Source organism: Terriglobia bacterium, from assembly GCA_020073185.1.
Taxonomy (GTDB): Bacteria; Acidobacteriota; Terriglobia; order Terriglobales; family Acidobacteriaceae; genus JAIQGF01.
In genome coordinates this window covers 19202-34817 of the sequence record JAIQFT010000044.1, presented here as the reverse complement: position 1 = coordinate 34817, position 15616 = coordinate 19202, and the positions used below count along the sequence as shown (strand labels likewise).

Genomic DNA, 15616 nt, shown 5'->3' with positions numbered 1-15616 from the left:
ACCGTCCAGTTGAAGTTAATGTTGTTTTGCGCGGCGGTATCGCCAGGATTGATGACAGCCGTACTGGGAACATCCTGTCCGCCCGGAATGGTTTTCCATGGAGCGTTCGGATCATATGTGCTACCCCAGTCGGCGATTCGAAACGTGGCGGTGATGCCACCCGCTGGAATTGCTGTAGCCATACCATTTTTCGGACTCGCGAAGAATGTGTTGACCGGTGGCGGATTGGGTGACCCTGCAGCTTTGAAAAGTATCTTGGAAATCGGGGAATTGGTGGTTCCGATGTGGTCTCCATCAATCGAAATACCTGCCAAGGTGCAGGCAGGGTCCCCTGGTCCCGAAGACTGGTGAAACTGCGCCCAACTGCTGGGTGGCGGGAATTGCAAGAAAGCGACTACATCGGTAGCTACGGGTGTTCCTCCTCGGCCATCCGGAAAAATGGCGTTCCAGACCGTTGCCGGGGTTGCGGGTGGCAGAGCTTCTTGCATCTCAAACCACATGTTGAAATTCGTTCCGAGGTTTAGTCCGCTGTTGATACCGGCGGTGCTGATCGGCACGATAGTCTGTACTGCGAAGTCGCCATTGGTGATCCACACTCTGGTGTTGTTCATCCACGATGGGATACTTCCACCCAACGGTGCTGGAACCCCGGTCGGACCCACAGAATAAGCATTCAGATCGTAGTCCGTAGTGTTCGAGGATGGAGTTGTGCTGTGCAGGTTGATAGTCATGGCAAAGCTTGCAGGTGTTGCCCCACCGGCCTGGGTGAACCCCACATAGACGACGTTGGCGGCAGCAGGAGTCTGGGGTGGGAGCTTAACCAGCCAAGACAGAAACAACTTGCCTCCGGCTCTGATAGCCTGAAACCTGGCCGTGTCCCCGGATGTACCATTGGCCCAGGTGAAGCCGCCCGCCCCATCCCAGCGAGGGTCATCAAGTCCAGTCTTGACGGGAGGATTGAAAGTACCAATCCAATCTGGGGGTCCCGGTAGTCCGGGCACGCGATCGGTAGGCGGAGGAATACACGCCACTTGTGCGGTCGCGGAAATTGCAAGACCAGCAACAAACAAAACCACCGTGAATGCAAGTAAAAACCGCCATTCATGTAGTCTTCGACTCTGCCCGCCTAGACACAGAAAACCGTGAGGCTCAGATTTGGGCTGCATGTACGTTCTCCCTTCTTTTGCCGAGATTCACAATGCAAACGTTTTGTGCCTGAAGTTTGCGTCCCCACCTAGGGCATGAGCACGAGATCCATGGAGTAGGCGCGCTGCGTGCTGACTGCCTGATTCTTGACTCGGAATTCGATCTTCCCCGACGCACTAGCGCCGGCGTTGGGCGCAACCAGAAAATCCAGTAAGCGGTTGGCAGCATTACTGGCGTTGTTCAGATCGGCAGCAGTGATCACAACCGGTGTCACCGTGGTTTGAGCGAACAAGCCGGCTGACCAGTTGGTTCCGGACGTCACCACAGCCGTGACATCGTAAGTTCCAGCTACGGTAAAGACGGTTTGGAACGACAGCTTCGCTTGAGCGCCGGATTTGAGTTGGAGCTGACTTGGGGTGGCTGAGCCATTCCCAGCAGGCAGGAAAATGGCGCTGGAGAAATTCAAAGTTATGGTGGTATCGGGCGTCGGACCCGCCTGCCCCACAGTCAATGTCTGGGAGCCCGAGCTCCCTGCTACGGTTCCCGCGGAAGCGTTGACCGCCAAAGCGAATGAACCGCTGGACCCTAAAGGAACAGGATTGATACTGACATAGAACGTTTTCTGCTGGCCGGCAAAGAGCTGGACCGTCTTTGCTGTATTGACCGCCTTGTTCTCGTCCAGCACTTGAAGATTGGCGTTAAAGGCGGCTGCGTTTGGGGGTCCTGTGACCACCGGCGAAATGGCGAACGTGGCGTTGAGGCTGGCCTGCGACTTAAGCGTGAACTGAAAAGTGGCTGCTTGACCGGGCGTAATGGAGCCTGTAATCGGGCCCACATAGTTAACATCCACCCCTCCCGTGAGGGTGAACGCCGGCAAGAGGAAAATGGTCTGCTTGGCTGGGGGCAGGATGCCATTGCCAATCGAGAGTGTGGCGGACCTGCCCTGAGCCGGGACGTCCGCGATAGTCGTGGGGATTATGAAAACCAGTTGTTGATCGCTCGATCCTGCCTGGAATGCGTTCACCTGAACTGTGTCAATGAACACCTGCTGAGCGCCAATGGAGAACCCGAAATTCCGTCCGGAAACGGTAAGCGTTTGACCAACCTGGATCGGACCGGCTGGGGAAAGTCCGGTGATCACGACCGCCCCACTGGAAGAGCTGATCCCTCCTTCCAAGGCGGAGACCCGGTCGTCAATGGAGCTGATCTTGTCGAGCACAAGATTGATCAGGCTGGAAAGAATCAGATCGCCCTGCTTCACATGGTTAGCTATTGGTGCCATGTTCGTGCTCCCTCCTGCGGTGGCAGTGCAAAACGTCGCTATGCGTAGTTCGCATAATCCCAATAGTTCAGGTCGTACTGGGCATTCCCCTCATATCGAATATGGCCATTGGCGAAGATCAAGCAAGGCTGCGGCAGGTTGATGGTCGCGCCAGCAACAGCCTGCATGTTTTCCCTGAGCCGGTAGAGCCAAAACATCTCCCCGCTCCCTAGATTGATAGGTGGCAGAAGCAGCGAAGTGTGCACCAAGGTTTCGAGCTTGGCTCCTTCAATAAAGACCGGGTCGCGGTAAGTGTGACCCTGGAAGAATCGTTGGTAATCGAGGCCGATAGAAGACTTGGCGCCACCAACCGGAATGAATCCGGTCGCCGGTAAGTATGCGAAGTAGTCCGCGGCAACCACCGAGGCCAGCGCGGATGCGCTCTTGATCGCCGTCAGTAACCCCGCCAAGTGGCACTGGAACTGTAAGAACATCGCCAACCCTTCCACCGCGCGACGACGTCCTGCGAGGGGCGCCCACGCGTCGGAAGCAGTTGGCGGAAATACCGGCCGTCGTACGGACCACATGTCCACGAATTGCAGCCCGGTATTGGTCCAGTAGAGAAGCGCCAGCGGCACCTCGCAATCGGTGAGCTTGGCCAGATCGTGCAAATGATCAATCGCTCCGTATTCGTCGAAAAGTGAGCTGCCATTCGAGCGTCCAAACGGATTCGCGGGGAAGTTGGCGAACTGCTCCGTGCCAAAGCAGAGGTGAGCAGCACAGTTGCGGAATCTCGACATCCGCGGTGCGATCTGAGCCCGCAGATTGTCCGCGGCTGCACCCGACGTCTTAGCGAGCTGGGTCCTCAGCAAGTCCAGTTGCGTAGCCAAGTTCAGCGCCTGCCCAGCCAGCGAGTTGGGATCGGGCGACGTCCCCAAATCGAGCGCCACCGTTCTGAACTTTGCTCCTTCGTCCACATAACGGCTGCCGCAGGTGGTGGCAGCGCCGTCGTCGAAAACCTCGGTCTTGGGTGCGCTTTCCTTGGAGAGTTGGGACGCGGGCATCAGCGTAAGCACATACAGACCGGGATTCGTCAGTATGGGGATCTGTGGCGGCTGGCAGACCGCAAACAGGCCGGCTTCGGCATCCTCCACCTCGGCCTGGGGAACCAACGCAAGGTCGACGTCCGCAGGGAGAGCCACAGCCTGTCCTTTGCGGTTGAGCGCAAGGCCCTGGGTCACGTGCAGAACCGATTGAGTTGCGCTTGAACTGGTGACCCTTACCTGCAGTCCGTAAGCGACACCATCGCCGATCGCGCGTGCGAGTTGCTGGTGCTGACGCGCGTTTGCGGTCTGGAAGTCCGTAAGATCTTCGGCGGCCAGAATCCGGCCGTTGAAGAAATTGGTATTGCGAATGCCGCCACTAAGGACTGGCTCCAGAATATCAACCAGGCTCATTGTTCACTCCCAGCTTTCATCGCGCTGCTTCAAGCCTCACAATCCCGCCATGCCAATTGCCTTGATCTCAACCATGAACCCGGCGGCCGTGGCATTGCCCAGGGCGTCGACGACCCGCACCAGAATCCCGTCATCTTGAAAGGCGAGAACTTCAAACGCCAGGGGGACCGCCTTGGGCACCGATTTCGCCATGGCGGTGCCGTTCACCAGATAGGTATGAGTTGCGGGCGAAGCGGTTTCAGGATTGACATAAGCTGGCGACCCACTCCAATGGAGCAGGTAGAGCCCATCGTCCGGACTGCCCGCCTGGTGGACCGCTGTCAACTCGTTGTAGGTTGGACCGAACGCAATCGCGCCGCCTGCAGTGATCAGGTAGGTGCCGGCGGCAACAACGGAACCTGCGCTGAAACCACCGCCGGTTCCCGCACCTCCGCATAGCAGGGATTCCTGCAGGAGACGGCTTTGAATCAGGAAAGGCCGGCGGGATTCGTCAATGGTGACTGCGCCCGTCACCTGCCAACTGCCATTCACAGAGAGATTCAGTTCCGCCAGGAGCACACATTGCTCGCTCGAAGCCTGACCGGCGCAGGGCTCCGCCTGGGCTTCCAGGGTCGGCCGTACCTCGGTGACCCAGACCAAAAAAGCCGCGCGCAGAAATTCGCGCGCATCGTGCGGATGAAGATAAAGCGCGGGCCCGGCCCAAGGTGGCGAGGAGAGCGCCGGCGAAGCCAGCGGAAGCGACCCTGTCGGCGTGCGCAACTGACGAACCAGATCTTCCAATTGTTGCTTGCCGATAAAGTCCACGGCCGCGTCCGTGATTCGGATCCTTTGCAGCAACTCTCCAAATTCACGGATGTGGTCCTCTTCCACTTGTGGCGGCCGGTAGCAAAGACGATTCGCAAGCGCCGGATCCACGGCGGGAGAGCCCGGAGGCGAAGTGACCAGTGCCTCCCAATCCACGCAGAGCTTGAGTTGGAAGGACTCGGCGATGCGCGATGCCGCCATGGTGTCTTGCTGCGTGCGGCAAGGCTCACCTGGCACTGGTACGCTGTCGGTCTGGCATTCGCGATAGCAGAGAACCACGCAAAGAGAAAGGCTGGTCGGAGGCGTTCCGAAAAGGGCTTGTAACGCATCTTTATTATTGGTGAGCCAATCGTTCAGCTTTGCGCACATCTCCTTTTGAACGTGGATTTCCTGGCCCTGAGGGTTGATGGCGACTCCAGGCGCTACCCTCACTTCCAGATTGACTCCGTCGACGACACGAACGCGCAGGCCGCAGATCGTGCCATAGCCATGCGCGAGCCGATATTGCGAACGGTCCTTCTCGATCACGTAGGTTTGCTCTTGGCGAAATTCATCCACGCCGAGCACTAAACCAAACGTATAGTTCACCCGCTTCAAAGGATCCAAGCTCTGGGTTGTGGGCGTTACCGTCTGGAATACGCTCATGTGCACCTCTCTTGCGGTCTGTGCCCACAGCACGGCTGGACCGTCTTGCTTCGTCCGATCGTCTCCCGGTCAGACAGATTCCAGGGTTCTACCCAAGCCAGGTGTCCGCCCGCGAGATAGTCCCTTCCCAAAACGATGGCGACCGACCGGCTCCCCTGGCCGAGCAGCGTGTCCAAGCCCACCCGCGCTTCGCCTACCCGGAACATGCCCCAGTACAGCCGGGTATCAAAATCGGTGTGGGCGGGTTTCTCGATTTCCGCGATGCGCTCGGCGATGCCCAGTTTGGTCAACTGGGTTTGGGGATCGTCGCTGGGTGTGACCGGCACCAGCACCGTGAAGCGGTGCGCATTCCGTGCGGTAGGAAGAACCACCGATACGAACTGAATCCAGTCCCGCAGTTTTCTCCCGCCGGCAGGCAACGTGCCGGGCAACTGGACTTGATCAAAATCTGCAAGCGCAGCCGTGCCTGCGAGACCGTAGGTATTATTCAGGTCGCCGATGTGCGCGTACTGCCTTCCGAGGAAATCCCGATACGCCCGCAAATCAGCATTGGTTACGGCAGCGTAAGTGAAGCCCAGAGCTTCGCGAAGGAACCGTCTCCAGTCGGCCGCCTGATTTTTTTGCGGTGGCCTCACCGGCGGCAAAATCAGTTCCGTATCGTCAAAAGACGAATAAGTTGAGCCCCAGGCGGCATTCAGACTGGCGATGGAAGAATAGCTGGCTCTTAGGTACTCCCGAAACAGCGTGTGCAACGGAGCTGCTCCCTGAGCTGGTGTCCACGAGGAGGCAGCGGTTGTCGAGCCGGGGCCGAGAACGTCGGTGGGATCACCATAAACCACCCCGGCCGCATTGCGCGCAGTAAACCGCTCTACCACCCTCACCGAAAATGAGCTTCGATGGTTTGTTCCGCATGCCTGGTTGGCACAACTGGAGTTTTGAAAGAGCGACTCATCAGGACAGGCATCCAGGCCCAGCCGGATAGCGCGCACCATGCCAGCGAGGGTGCCGCGCTGGAAAAACATTTGTGGAGCATGGGAAAGCACGAGACGGCGCGTGCTTTCGCTCCATCCCAAATCAAGCGACAGTCCAACCCAACTCGCCAGCCAATCCAGATACTCTGCCGGGACAGTCCTGGTGTCGAACAAGGTTTGTACTTGTTCAATCTTGCCCTCCAGCACGGTGTAGAAGCCTTCGATATTGGCTAAGTAGCGATCGAGAAACGAGGAGGAAGCGGCATCATCGCGATACACTGCGGGCAAGTATTGCCGCAGATACGAGAATCGCGGATACCAGATCCGCAAGGCGTGCAAGCGCGGCGTGTTGCGGCCGGTTCCCTGCAACGTGAGTTTCAACTGCAAATAGCGGCCGCGCGCATTCTGGAACAGCAACTCCCAGGTCCCTACCCGATCGGCCGGCCCGGAAAGCGGTGAGTCATAGAAAGGCAGCTCGGAGCCATCGCTGCGCAGGTAAGGATTGGGCTCCTGCTGCCAAGGAACGGCGGGCAGCAGGGACCTTTGGTCCGCCGCGCGACTCTGAATGCTGACCCGTGCTCCGGGCGGGATACACGCGTCCAGAAGTAGCCGGTGCCAGATACATCCCAGTTGCTTGCCGTCAAAGGCGGTCTCTTCGTCGGGGCTGGCAGTAGCTTGAGCCAACGGAAGCTGCAATTCCGCTTCCGGCTTGTAACGCGAGCGCGGCTGCTCGACGAGTGGCCACCAGCGCTCTTCAAAGTCGTAGTAAACCTCGGCCGCGGCGGCAACGATTGCCTTCCCACTAAAGCGCCGCATGGGAAGATAGCGCGGTAGAGGTTGGAGCCAATTGTTCTCTGGCTGCGCCTTGAGACGAAACGCAAACACCTGCTCACCATCAATCCCGGCAATGAAGAGGGTGCCGGGCGATGTTTGCCCGGAGTCCGGATTGGGCACGAAGGCAATATCGTGTCCGCGCACCGAATCCGATTGTGGAGTGCCGTTAGCTTGTGTGGGTACGAACGCTGCCAGAATATGATTCAGCGACAAGGGCGGGGCGGTCTGTGAGCCAAAGTAATACTGATAGACAGCCGAGAAAGAACTTCCCGGAAAATTGTCTAAGATCATTACGCTTCCATCCGGCAGCGCTTCAATCGCGATGGGATCAGCCAACGGCGCCAGCGATATCGCCAGACTTGCCGTAATCTGCCGGGAGTAACATTGCACTTGCTCCGGCCGGAGCTTTCCGCTGACAGGTACAAAATCGTTGTTAGCCTCCGGATTCGAACTGCTTACGATTTGTGCTTGCACGCGCAGGTAGCGATCGAGACTCCAGTAAACCTTGTTGATACGATCCAGAATCCAAACGCCGCCATCCCGAGCTGGAGCCATATCAAACGGCGAGAACGCAACGCTCGCCGGCCACAGATACTCGAGTGGCGCGCCACCGCCATGTAGATCGAAAATTAGCAATCCCTTTGGCTGTGTAAGCCCCACCACGAGATAGTGGTCCCGAGTAACAGCCAACCCACAAAATGCCAGATCGGAGATCCCAGAACTCTGCGCGGGCGTAAAAGGATCGTCGCTTGCGGTACAAGTAGGTGCCAGGTTGGCGGCGGACCAGAAATGCTCAGCAGTGTTTTTCGAAGCACCGAGGAACCAGAGGTCCTTGCCGCCGTCGCCAATCCAATACCAGTTACCGTAGCGGTCGCGTCCGGCGCCGCGGCGTTGGTCCGGAGTGAGCGGGCTCTGCCCGCTGGGTTTCGGAAATATGAACAGCTCCTGGTGCAGGCTGAGTGTCGCATCGGCGTCGTTCCAATCGAGGGACGGTTCTTGCGGCGGAGAATCAGCCGGCGAACCGGAGACTTGCGCATGCCAGTCCGCCTTTCCGTACACAAGATGGAATCGAGTTTGGTTAACGTCCATGTTCGAGACTCAAGGTCCGATACTCAACAACTTTGCGGCAATACCGGCACGGCTACGCGCTTCTGCGCGGGTGGAGTGTCCGGGGTAGTCAAATCATCGGGATCACCCAGGTTGACGCCGACCTGGTCCAGCCGCGGCAATTGCAATCCTCTGATTGGAATTTGATCTTGTTTCGTGGAGGCGCTGTCCCACATGGTCACCCCGCGCACCCGGCTAACTCCATCCACGCGCACGGCCTGGACCCAAAGATCAATGGACTCGACCGTTTTGGATAAGGGCCAGCCGCTTCCGTTCGGTGCGTTGGGCCCGCCATGAAGCGGCGAGAGAAAATCACGAATGGCCTGCTTCACTGCTTCACGCACCGGAGCAATGTCACGACCCGGGACCACGTCAATGCCAATCGATACTGACAAGCCGACGTAGGTGGGACCTTGTACCACCACTTCGGTGGTGAGCAGGCGGCGTGGCTCGAGATAGTTACAAATTGCATCGAGGAACAGGCGATTGGGCAGCGGTGCTTCCGGTTTTTGCGGATCGTTGGGGATTACCAGCAGGTTCACAACACCTGGATCGGTAACCGGCAATACTTCCACTCTTCCAAGATCGATTCCCGGAGTATGTTGCACAATGTCCACGAAGTCGGCGCTGGAGACCGCGCGGTGGCCGTTCTGCAGATAGTTCGGAATGTTGCGTTCCGCATCGGCTGGCGATTCACCCTCGTCCCCACCCCACGTCGGCAGCGGGTTGGTCACCTTGAAACCCGCGGGCAACTGCGGACTGGTTCGAATTGCTGCAATGCCCAGGTTCCCAGCGCGGCCGCCTCCATAGGCGTAGCTGGCAACGATCTGCACACCGGCTGGTGGCCGCGCCCCTTTTAATCCAGATCCGACCTGCACTCGTCCTGATTCGCGGTCCACGGTGAATACTTTGGGGGTGGGATGCGGTGAGGCCGCTGCCGTTGCACCCGGCGGCAACGAGGGATCGCGAACCGGGACTTCCGGAGGAGCTGCTTGCAAATCATCAATGCGTGTCCAAAGTTCACCGTTCACCGCCAGCTTGACGGTTTCCGCGATCACCGGGGTGTTCACCAGGGTGAACGCTTGATCCGGTTCGCCACTGCCGGCGCCTAGCGGCTCCGCCAGGATCTGTACGCGCTGCGTGATGCGAGCTGCATTGATTCCAGCCCAACTGAAGTTGGCTTTCAGCGATGGCGAAGCGGCCACCCCGTCAGGCGCCTCCGGCAGTCGGATTCGAATCCAGGTGAGCAGACGTTTGCGTATTTCCGTATCTTCCAGCGTGGGGGGAAAGTCGCCTACGCCATCTTCCAGAGGAACCTGGTTGCTCCAAATGCCCATGGATTCCGCCGACGGAAGTGTGAGTTGCACAAGCGTAAGGTCCTGCAACGGACCAGTATCGTTGTCAGGAGTACCATTCAGCGTGAGATAAACCGGCTGATTGTTAGCGTCTGTGCTGCCGGTGGCAATCTGATAGCGCAGTGAAGCGGGCTGCTGATTGGTTGCCGACCCGTTTGGCAACAATGTCCGGGTGGCGGCTTCGACGGATGGCATCAACCCCAGAGTGACGGTTTTGCCCGCGATTTCCTTTAGAACATCGCCGGGAGAGACATTGTCGCCTGCCCGCACCAATAGCGCCAGCCACAAACTGCCGTCCACCGTGGCGCCATCGGTCAAACTCACGGAATGAATGGCAGCCGCAGTTGTGGGCGGATCCATAGGAACGGTTTCATAGAAATCCAAACTTGCGGGATCATCGGCAAACGTACTGTAGAGCTGGGTATAGGTCGCCTCCGCGTCCGCCAGTTTGTCGCTAGAAAGGGTTTGGCGAATGTAGACCTTCATCTCGATGGGAAGGACATCCAACGCGTTCCGGGTCACAAATCCTGTTTTGCCTGCCGTGACCGGAACATTCGCCGGCAAAGTTATGGTTTGCAAAGGACCGCGCTCATTGGTAATGGTCACGACTCCTTGCGCAGCCGACGCCGGGCGGAGCGACTTGCCGATCAACTGGAGAAACTTGAGGTGATTGCGTTCAGGAATCAAATTGCTGCGATAGAGCAAGTTCTCCGTCATGAAAGCGAACAACTGCAGCAGCGTGACTCCCGGATCGCTATCGGTAAGATTTGTGTACTCCGGGTTGTGCACCGGCACGCGCGCCAGCGCTTCGCGGAGAATATCGCTGTAGCTGCGGTCATCGAGACTGGGAACCAGCAAAGGCATATTCTTTTGAAATTCCTATCCGCCCAACTGCATCCTTAAACTCATCTGTGCATTGGTTTGTGTTGCCACCAGTTGATACTGGATATTGGCCCGGGCTGCGCGCGGATCGTTGTCATCCTGGTCTACGCTCACCGATTGCACTGTGATCCGCGCTTCCCACGCCTGTAGCGCTTTCTGGATCTCCGCCTGCAGCAAGGACCTGGTAGCGACAGTGTTCGGTTCGAAGAGAAAGGCGCGTAGTTTGCCGCCAAAGTCGGGCAACATCAGGCGCTCTCCCGGCGAGGTCAACAGAATCACAGTCATGGCCTCCCGAATGTTGTCCGGGCCACTGGACCATGCCATGCTTCCGTCCGGGCCCAAACGCGGTGGAAAACTGATTCCCTGTCCGTAGATGCTCGCTCCATTCATGGTCATCCCTTCGCCTTCAAGGTCGGAATTGGAAAGCAGATTTTGAAAAACGGGAGCCACCAGAAAACGATGTTCAGCAGCGTCAGAAAAATCATGAGCACAATGAAGGCGCAGATGGTGATGATGGGGATGGAAAACGAACAGATCATACCCAGCCCAAATCCGTCGGGGTCGGCCAGGTCGCCTTCCATCAACTGCTTCAGCCCTTTCACGCGACTCATCTGCTTTCCCAGTTGGTCTGAAATCATGAAGCCCACGCCCTTGTCGTACTTCCTGAGGGCAGCAGGGGTTGTGTCAATGGGCAGTGCCACCTGGATGGACCGCGCCGGTGCGTCCGGATCAAAAAACGAAGCGAGCTGAAAGGGCCGACTGGGCTCGCTTATCACCGGAACCATCTTCAGGCCGCACTGCGGCCGCTCATACACGCAGCGCACCACGTACCAGTCATCTCCCTGGGGATTCTCTGGGTCTTTGGCGGGGGTGCGGACCATTACCGGAGGCGCCGGACCGACCTCGTCCAGAGCAGCTTCCGCCAAAACTTGGAGGGCCCGCGGCTGCAATGGATCGCTGCCGCGGCGGATCAGCGCCGACAATTGCGCGTCTGAGGTATCGCTCAGCATCGGTCCCGCATAGCCCGTAGGCACGGCCGGATTGGGGCCTTTTGCGAGGACAGCATTCTCAAATGTGTTCTCGAAGTTTTTCGCGCTCTGGATCGCATCACTCAGCTTCGAGCGGGAAGATGGCGGCTGCAAATTTGCCACTGTAGTGTTGAAGATTTTGTAAAGCGCGAGCTGCTTCGGCTTCGGGCCCAGGCTCGAGGCTGGCGACGAATGTTGCAACACATTCCACACGTTCGGTATGTGTTGGCTGAGAAAGTTGGCAAAGTCTATGAGGATAAGAGCGGAGGCTTGCGCGATCCCGGTTGCTATCTGGTCTTTCGCGTTTTGTGAAAGCGACGAGGAAGCCTGGGTCTCGTCGCGGTAATCAACCAATTCCACCCAGGGATCCGACACCTGCCGCTGGAAGTCGATCTTCCTGGGATCGTCCGTCGTAACCGTGCCCTGAGCGGCGGTTTGGGTCACTTTTCCGGCCACATAGGTCTGACGGCGGCTGGCCGGAATCAACCCGGTGAACAGACGCCTGCGGCTTCCATTCGCGCCGAATTCGAAGGCAGACATCGGCAGTCTCTCTTCGCCGTCTGCCAGGCCTGCGCCGTCCACTTGGGCCCAACCCGACGGATCCGCCGATAGCCACGCATATTCGTCGCAGTGCTGTGGGTCGAACGTGCTGCAATCTCCCGTTAGACCAACCTTGGGCCGAATCCGCCTCACTACAAAGGTGGTTTTTTCTCCCAGGTTACTTTTTACTTGATGGTCAGGGAGTCCTGGCTGGCGGCAGACGAGCGATCCAGCAACCAGATAGAAACGTGCATGCACGGGTTGAAAGAACTTGAGGGGCGTCTGCTGAGCATCGTCAGTCTGGCCGGTGGTGCTTGAGTCCAAACCCACCGCCGGACTACGCCAGGTCTCCCCTTGGGCCACGTAGTTACGCAGGCTCTCGGGAGTTTTCGACACCAGCCCCTGCAACTCTTCCATGAACTGATCGCTCGAAAAGCGCAGGAGCGTGGGGCGGCGGAACGGTGCTTTGTCCATGCTCGCCGCCAGTTCGGACCACAGCGGCGAGGGAGTCAGCCATTGAACGCGTGGACTGATCAAAGTCTCACCAGATGTTTCCCGCGCCAGGCGTATAGCTGGCGCTGATGACGCTATTGGTGATCACGGTATCGGCCTGCACAACTCCGCTGAACTTCGACATGCCTGCATTGACGGTAAGCATGCCGGCCGAAATCTCGGCTGTACTGGCATTGACCGTGACTTTGGCAGAGGCGGTGACCGTGATTCCCGCCGTCTCCAGCTTCACGGAATTTCCATTGCTGTCTTCGATGGTTACCGAGCCCGGTCCATCCTGCAGCGTGATCTTCTGGCCGGCAGGCGTTTCCAGGACCATCTTTTCCTGGCCGTCGGTATCGTCCAGAGTGACTTGCACGCCGTTACGAGATCGGATCTTCTTGATGAAATTCCTGCCCGCACCGTCCATGCTTTGCGGGGGTTTGTCCTGACCGTTCCACAGACCCCCGATGACGCAGGGATTACGCGGATCGCCTCCCAGAAAGACCACCAGCACTTCATCATTCACGTCCGGCACAAACCAGGTGCCGCGGTTACTGCCGCCCATCATGGTGGAGAGCCGGGCCCAGGTCTCGTACGCCGCCCCGGCGCTGTCGGGTGACCAGGGCAAGGAGACTTTTACCCGGCCTTGCCCATCGGGGTCCTTGATGTCACGCACCAACCCGGGATAGGCGCCGTAGAAACGGCCGCCGTAACCGCGTTGCGACCGCGATTCGACAACCTCTTCTGTCCACTCTGCCAGCATCGTCAATGTCCAATCCCCGGACGTTCCACCGAGAAATAAGTGCGATAGCCGTTGTTGCCGTCGAAAACGTGCCGCGCCGCGGTAACGTAATAGTTGCCTTCGAAGATCGGGCCAATTCCCTGCAATTGAAGTTTCGTGCCCACTCGCAGGCGTGAGTCGCCTTCTGCAACTCCGGTGCCGGTGACAAAACGCCGCCCGGTTCGCCGGTAGTCTGCCTCTGCCAGTTCCTGGGCTTCCTGGGAGGTGAACGGCATGTCGTGAACGATCTGCTGGTCGCGCTGCCCAATGGCCTTCCCCAACACCGAGCTTCCTCCACGATCGCCGTTCAGTTCGCTAGAGAGTGCTGCCTCGGTTGCTTTGAACTTAATCGGCTGTTTGCCGGCAACATCCCATCCACTCACGGTGAAACTGCTAACTTGCCCGGCAATGTCGGCGAGTACGGCGAATTCATGCAGCCCTTGGCCATAGGTGAGTGTCACGTCTCCGGTTTTTCGGCGGTTTCGCGCCTTTACGTAGAGAGTTCTGTCGTCGACCCAGAGCTCAGCATCAACGGCCCGCGCACGCTCGCGCAAAAATGCCAAGTCACTCTGGTTCACCTGTGTCAGGACACGGTGCGTGGGCCCAGTCACATCGACATTGGTCTGCAAGCCATATTGCGAGGCCACCTGCTGAAACAGGTCTGAATCGGTAATGTTTTCGAAACTGCGCGTACGCCGTGTCATGCGTAAGTCCTGTAACCGGTCCTCTGCCAGCACCAGCACTTCGGGGGGGCGATCCCGAAGAAAGCGGCCTTCAATTCCCATTACCCGGCCCTGAAAAATCTGCCCCGCTCCTTGTCCGCCGCCGATATTGATTTTCATGCTCTTGCCAAACTCGACCAGGTTACGATCGAAGTAGAGAAATCCAGCCGCATTCCCTTTTGGCCCCCAGTTGGCGAAGGTGACTTCGCAACGCGAGAGGCCCGCCGAGGTTTCTTCCACCAGCAACTCTTGTAGGCCGTCGCTCAGGGCTGGTTGTGCCTGCCCCTCGATCTGAAATGTCGGCCTGGCCGGATATAAACCCGGGGCTGCACCGTTGTCCGGCATCGCGCTTACCTCAATGCGCCAGCAATCGCAACGCAAAACGATTGCGGCGCTCCTGAATGTCCGCCAAGTCCAACGGACGAAGCGCATTGTGCGCCGGTGGTGGAGGCGGAGTGGCACTGTCCGGCGGCTGCGCCGGAGCCGGCGGCTCTACCACGACTTCCATCTCGTTAATGATCACCGCCATGTTTGCCCTCCTTTTGCAGGTTCATTGCGCCATACAGGTACCGGGAAATCAGCGAAAGCAATCAAACTCCACCCCCGAAACCACCACTGGCGGTGAAGGACGCGTCGAGCGAACCGCCGGCGCCGGCGCTGATGGTGCCCCCGCCCGAAACGCTTCCGCCCGAAACGAACCCGAGTTGGCTCCCAGCTCCGACGCTGACACCGGGTTGCGCACTACCGCCAATCCCTGCTCCCACCGACGCGCTGACGCTGCCCCCCACTCCAGCCCCCGCGCTGAACCCACCGGTTACGCCAACGCCACCACTGATGTCCACGCCCAGTTGTGCCGCGCCGGAGACCGACACACCTGCGGAAAGGTTCACCAGAGCTCCCGCAGCCAGCATGCGCGGATTCTCAATTCCGTTCGCCAGCGCTACGCTTTTCCAGTCATCATTGCCGGCTTTTGCCGCACTCTGCTGGAGGGGCTCTCCTGCTTTCATCACTTCAAAGGGCTGCACCCCTGGGGCATCTCCAAGCGCAGCGCTTTTGGCGGGGTCGTAGATGATTTCCTGTTTGGAAATGCTGACGTTGACGCTGGCCCGGATCGGCGACCCGGTCGCGGAAAAAAGATCCAGGGTTTCGTCCATGGAATCCATGACTCCGTCAAAAATGAAGGTGCCCCAACTGAACCTGACTCCGGGCGGGACGAAAATGTCTTTCTTGCCGGCTACTTCCTGGGGCTTCATGAAATAGGCCACCTCGCTGGTGAGCCGGCGAACATCCTCGTCGCCACTCAGCCTTCCTTGCGCCAGCGCGAGAGTGACGTCAAACCACAACTCGATGGTGAGTTTGGTCACGCCTTTACCGACAAACTGGGTGGACGATCCTTTTGGCTGGTCCCCTCCGGCTTTCTGATTGCTGAAATTTACTTTCAGCGTCTGCGGGTTGAATTGCACCGTGAAACTCTTTCCCGGCTGTCCTTTGGGACCGGTAAGGTTGGGGCCACCGGTTTTGGGCCACCAGATCTCCACCAGCTTTGCGACTTCCAATTTGAGTGGCTGCACGGACATTTCTCTTCTCCGGT

Annotated in this window: 11 protein-coding genes; all 11 read right to left on the bottom strand. The window is 58.4% G+C overall.

Features of this window, described 5'->3' with window-relative positions; genetic code table 11:
- Nucleotides 1-1234 precede the first annotated feature (1234 nt).
- The 11 genes from LAN64_15125 to LAN64_15075 all read right to left on the bottom strand — a co-directional run bounded on the left by LAN64_15125 (nucleotide 1235) and on the right by LAN64_15075 (nucleotide 15602).
- On the bottom strand, nucleotides 1235-2428 hold the full coding sequence (locus LAN64_15125) for an IPT/TIG domain-containing protein (GenBank protein ID MBZ5569169.1): 1194 nt from the start codon (nucleotides 2426-2428) through the stop codon (nucleotides 1235-1237).
- A 38-nt stretch (nucleotides 2429-2466) separates the two neighbouring features.
- Nucleotides 2467-3864 (bottom strand): hypothetical protein, encoded by a 1398-nt coding sequence (locus tag LAN64_15120; GenBank protein MBZ5569168.1) that lies wholly within the window; start codon nucleotides 3862-3864, stop codon nucleotides 2467-2469.
- 36 nt (nucleotides 3865-3900) lie between these two features.
- Nucleotides 3901-5196: a hypothetical protein gene (locus LAN64_15115; GenBank protein MBZ5569167.1), complete on the bottom strand. Its 1296-nt coding sequence runs from the start codon at nucleotides 5194-5196 to the stop codon at nucleotides 3901-3903.
- 113 nt (nucleotides 5197-5309) lie between these two features.
- The gene (locus LAN64_15110) at nucleotides 5310-8207 is read right to left on the bottom strand and encodes a beta-galactosidase (GenBank protein MBZ5569166.1); all 2898 of its coding nucleotides are present in this window, start codon (nucleotides 8205-8207) and stop codon (nucleotides 5310-5312) included.
- A gap of 23 nt (nucleotides 8208-8230) precedes the next feature.
- Nucleotides 8231-10444 (bottom strand): baseplate J/gp47 family protein, encoded by a 2214-nt coding sequence (locus LAN64_15105; GenBank protein ID MBZ5569165.1) that lies wholly within the window; start codon nucleotides 10442-10444, stop codon nucleotides 8231-8233.
- A 15-nt stretch (nucleotides 10445-10459) separates the two neighbouring features.
- On the bottom strand, nucleotides 10460-10852 hold the full coding sequence (locus LAN64_15100) for a GPW/gp25 family protein (GenBank protein MBZ5569164.1): 393 nt from the start codon (nucleotides 10850-10852) through the stop codon (nucleotides 10460-10462).
- Nucleotides 10853-10854: 2 nt separating this feature from the next.
- The gene (locus LAN64_15095; GenBank protein MBZ5569163.1) at nucleotides 10855-12504 is read right to left on the bottom strand and encodes a hypothetical protein; all 1650 of its coding nucleotides are present in this window, start codon (nucleotides 12502-12504) and stop codon (nucleotides 10855-10857) included.
- A 67-nt stretch (nucleotides 12505-12571) separates the two neighbouring features.
- Entirely contained in the window at nucleotides 12572-13285 is a 714-nt protein-coding gene (locus tag LAN64_15090; GenBank protein ID MBZ5569162.1) for a phage baseplate assembly protein V, read from the bottom strand.
- Nucleotides 13286-13287: 2 nt separating this feature from the next.
- Entirely contained in the window at nucleotides 13288-14370 is a 1083-nt protein-coding gene (locus LAN64_15085) for a hypothetical protein (GenBank protein MBZ5569161.1), read from the bottom strand.
- 10 nt (nucleotides 14371-14380) lie between these two features.
- The gene (locus tag LAN64_15080; protein ID MBZ5569160.1) at nucleotides 14381-14554 is read right to left on the bottom strand and encodes a hypothetical protein; all 174 of its coding nucleotides are present in this window, start codon (nucleotides 14552-14554) and stop codon (nucleotides 14381-14383) included.
- 61 nt (nucleotides 14555-14615) lie between these two features.
- Nucleotides 14616-15602: a peptidoglycan-binding protein gene (locus LAN64_15075; GenBank protein ID MBZ5569159.1), complete on the bottom strand. Its 987-nt coding sequence runs from the start codon at nucleotides 15600-15602 to the stop codon at nucleotides 14616-14618.
- Between the last annotated feature and the right edge of the window lie 14 nt (nucleotides 15603-15616).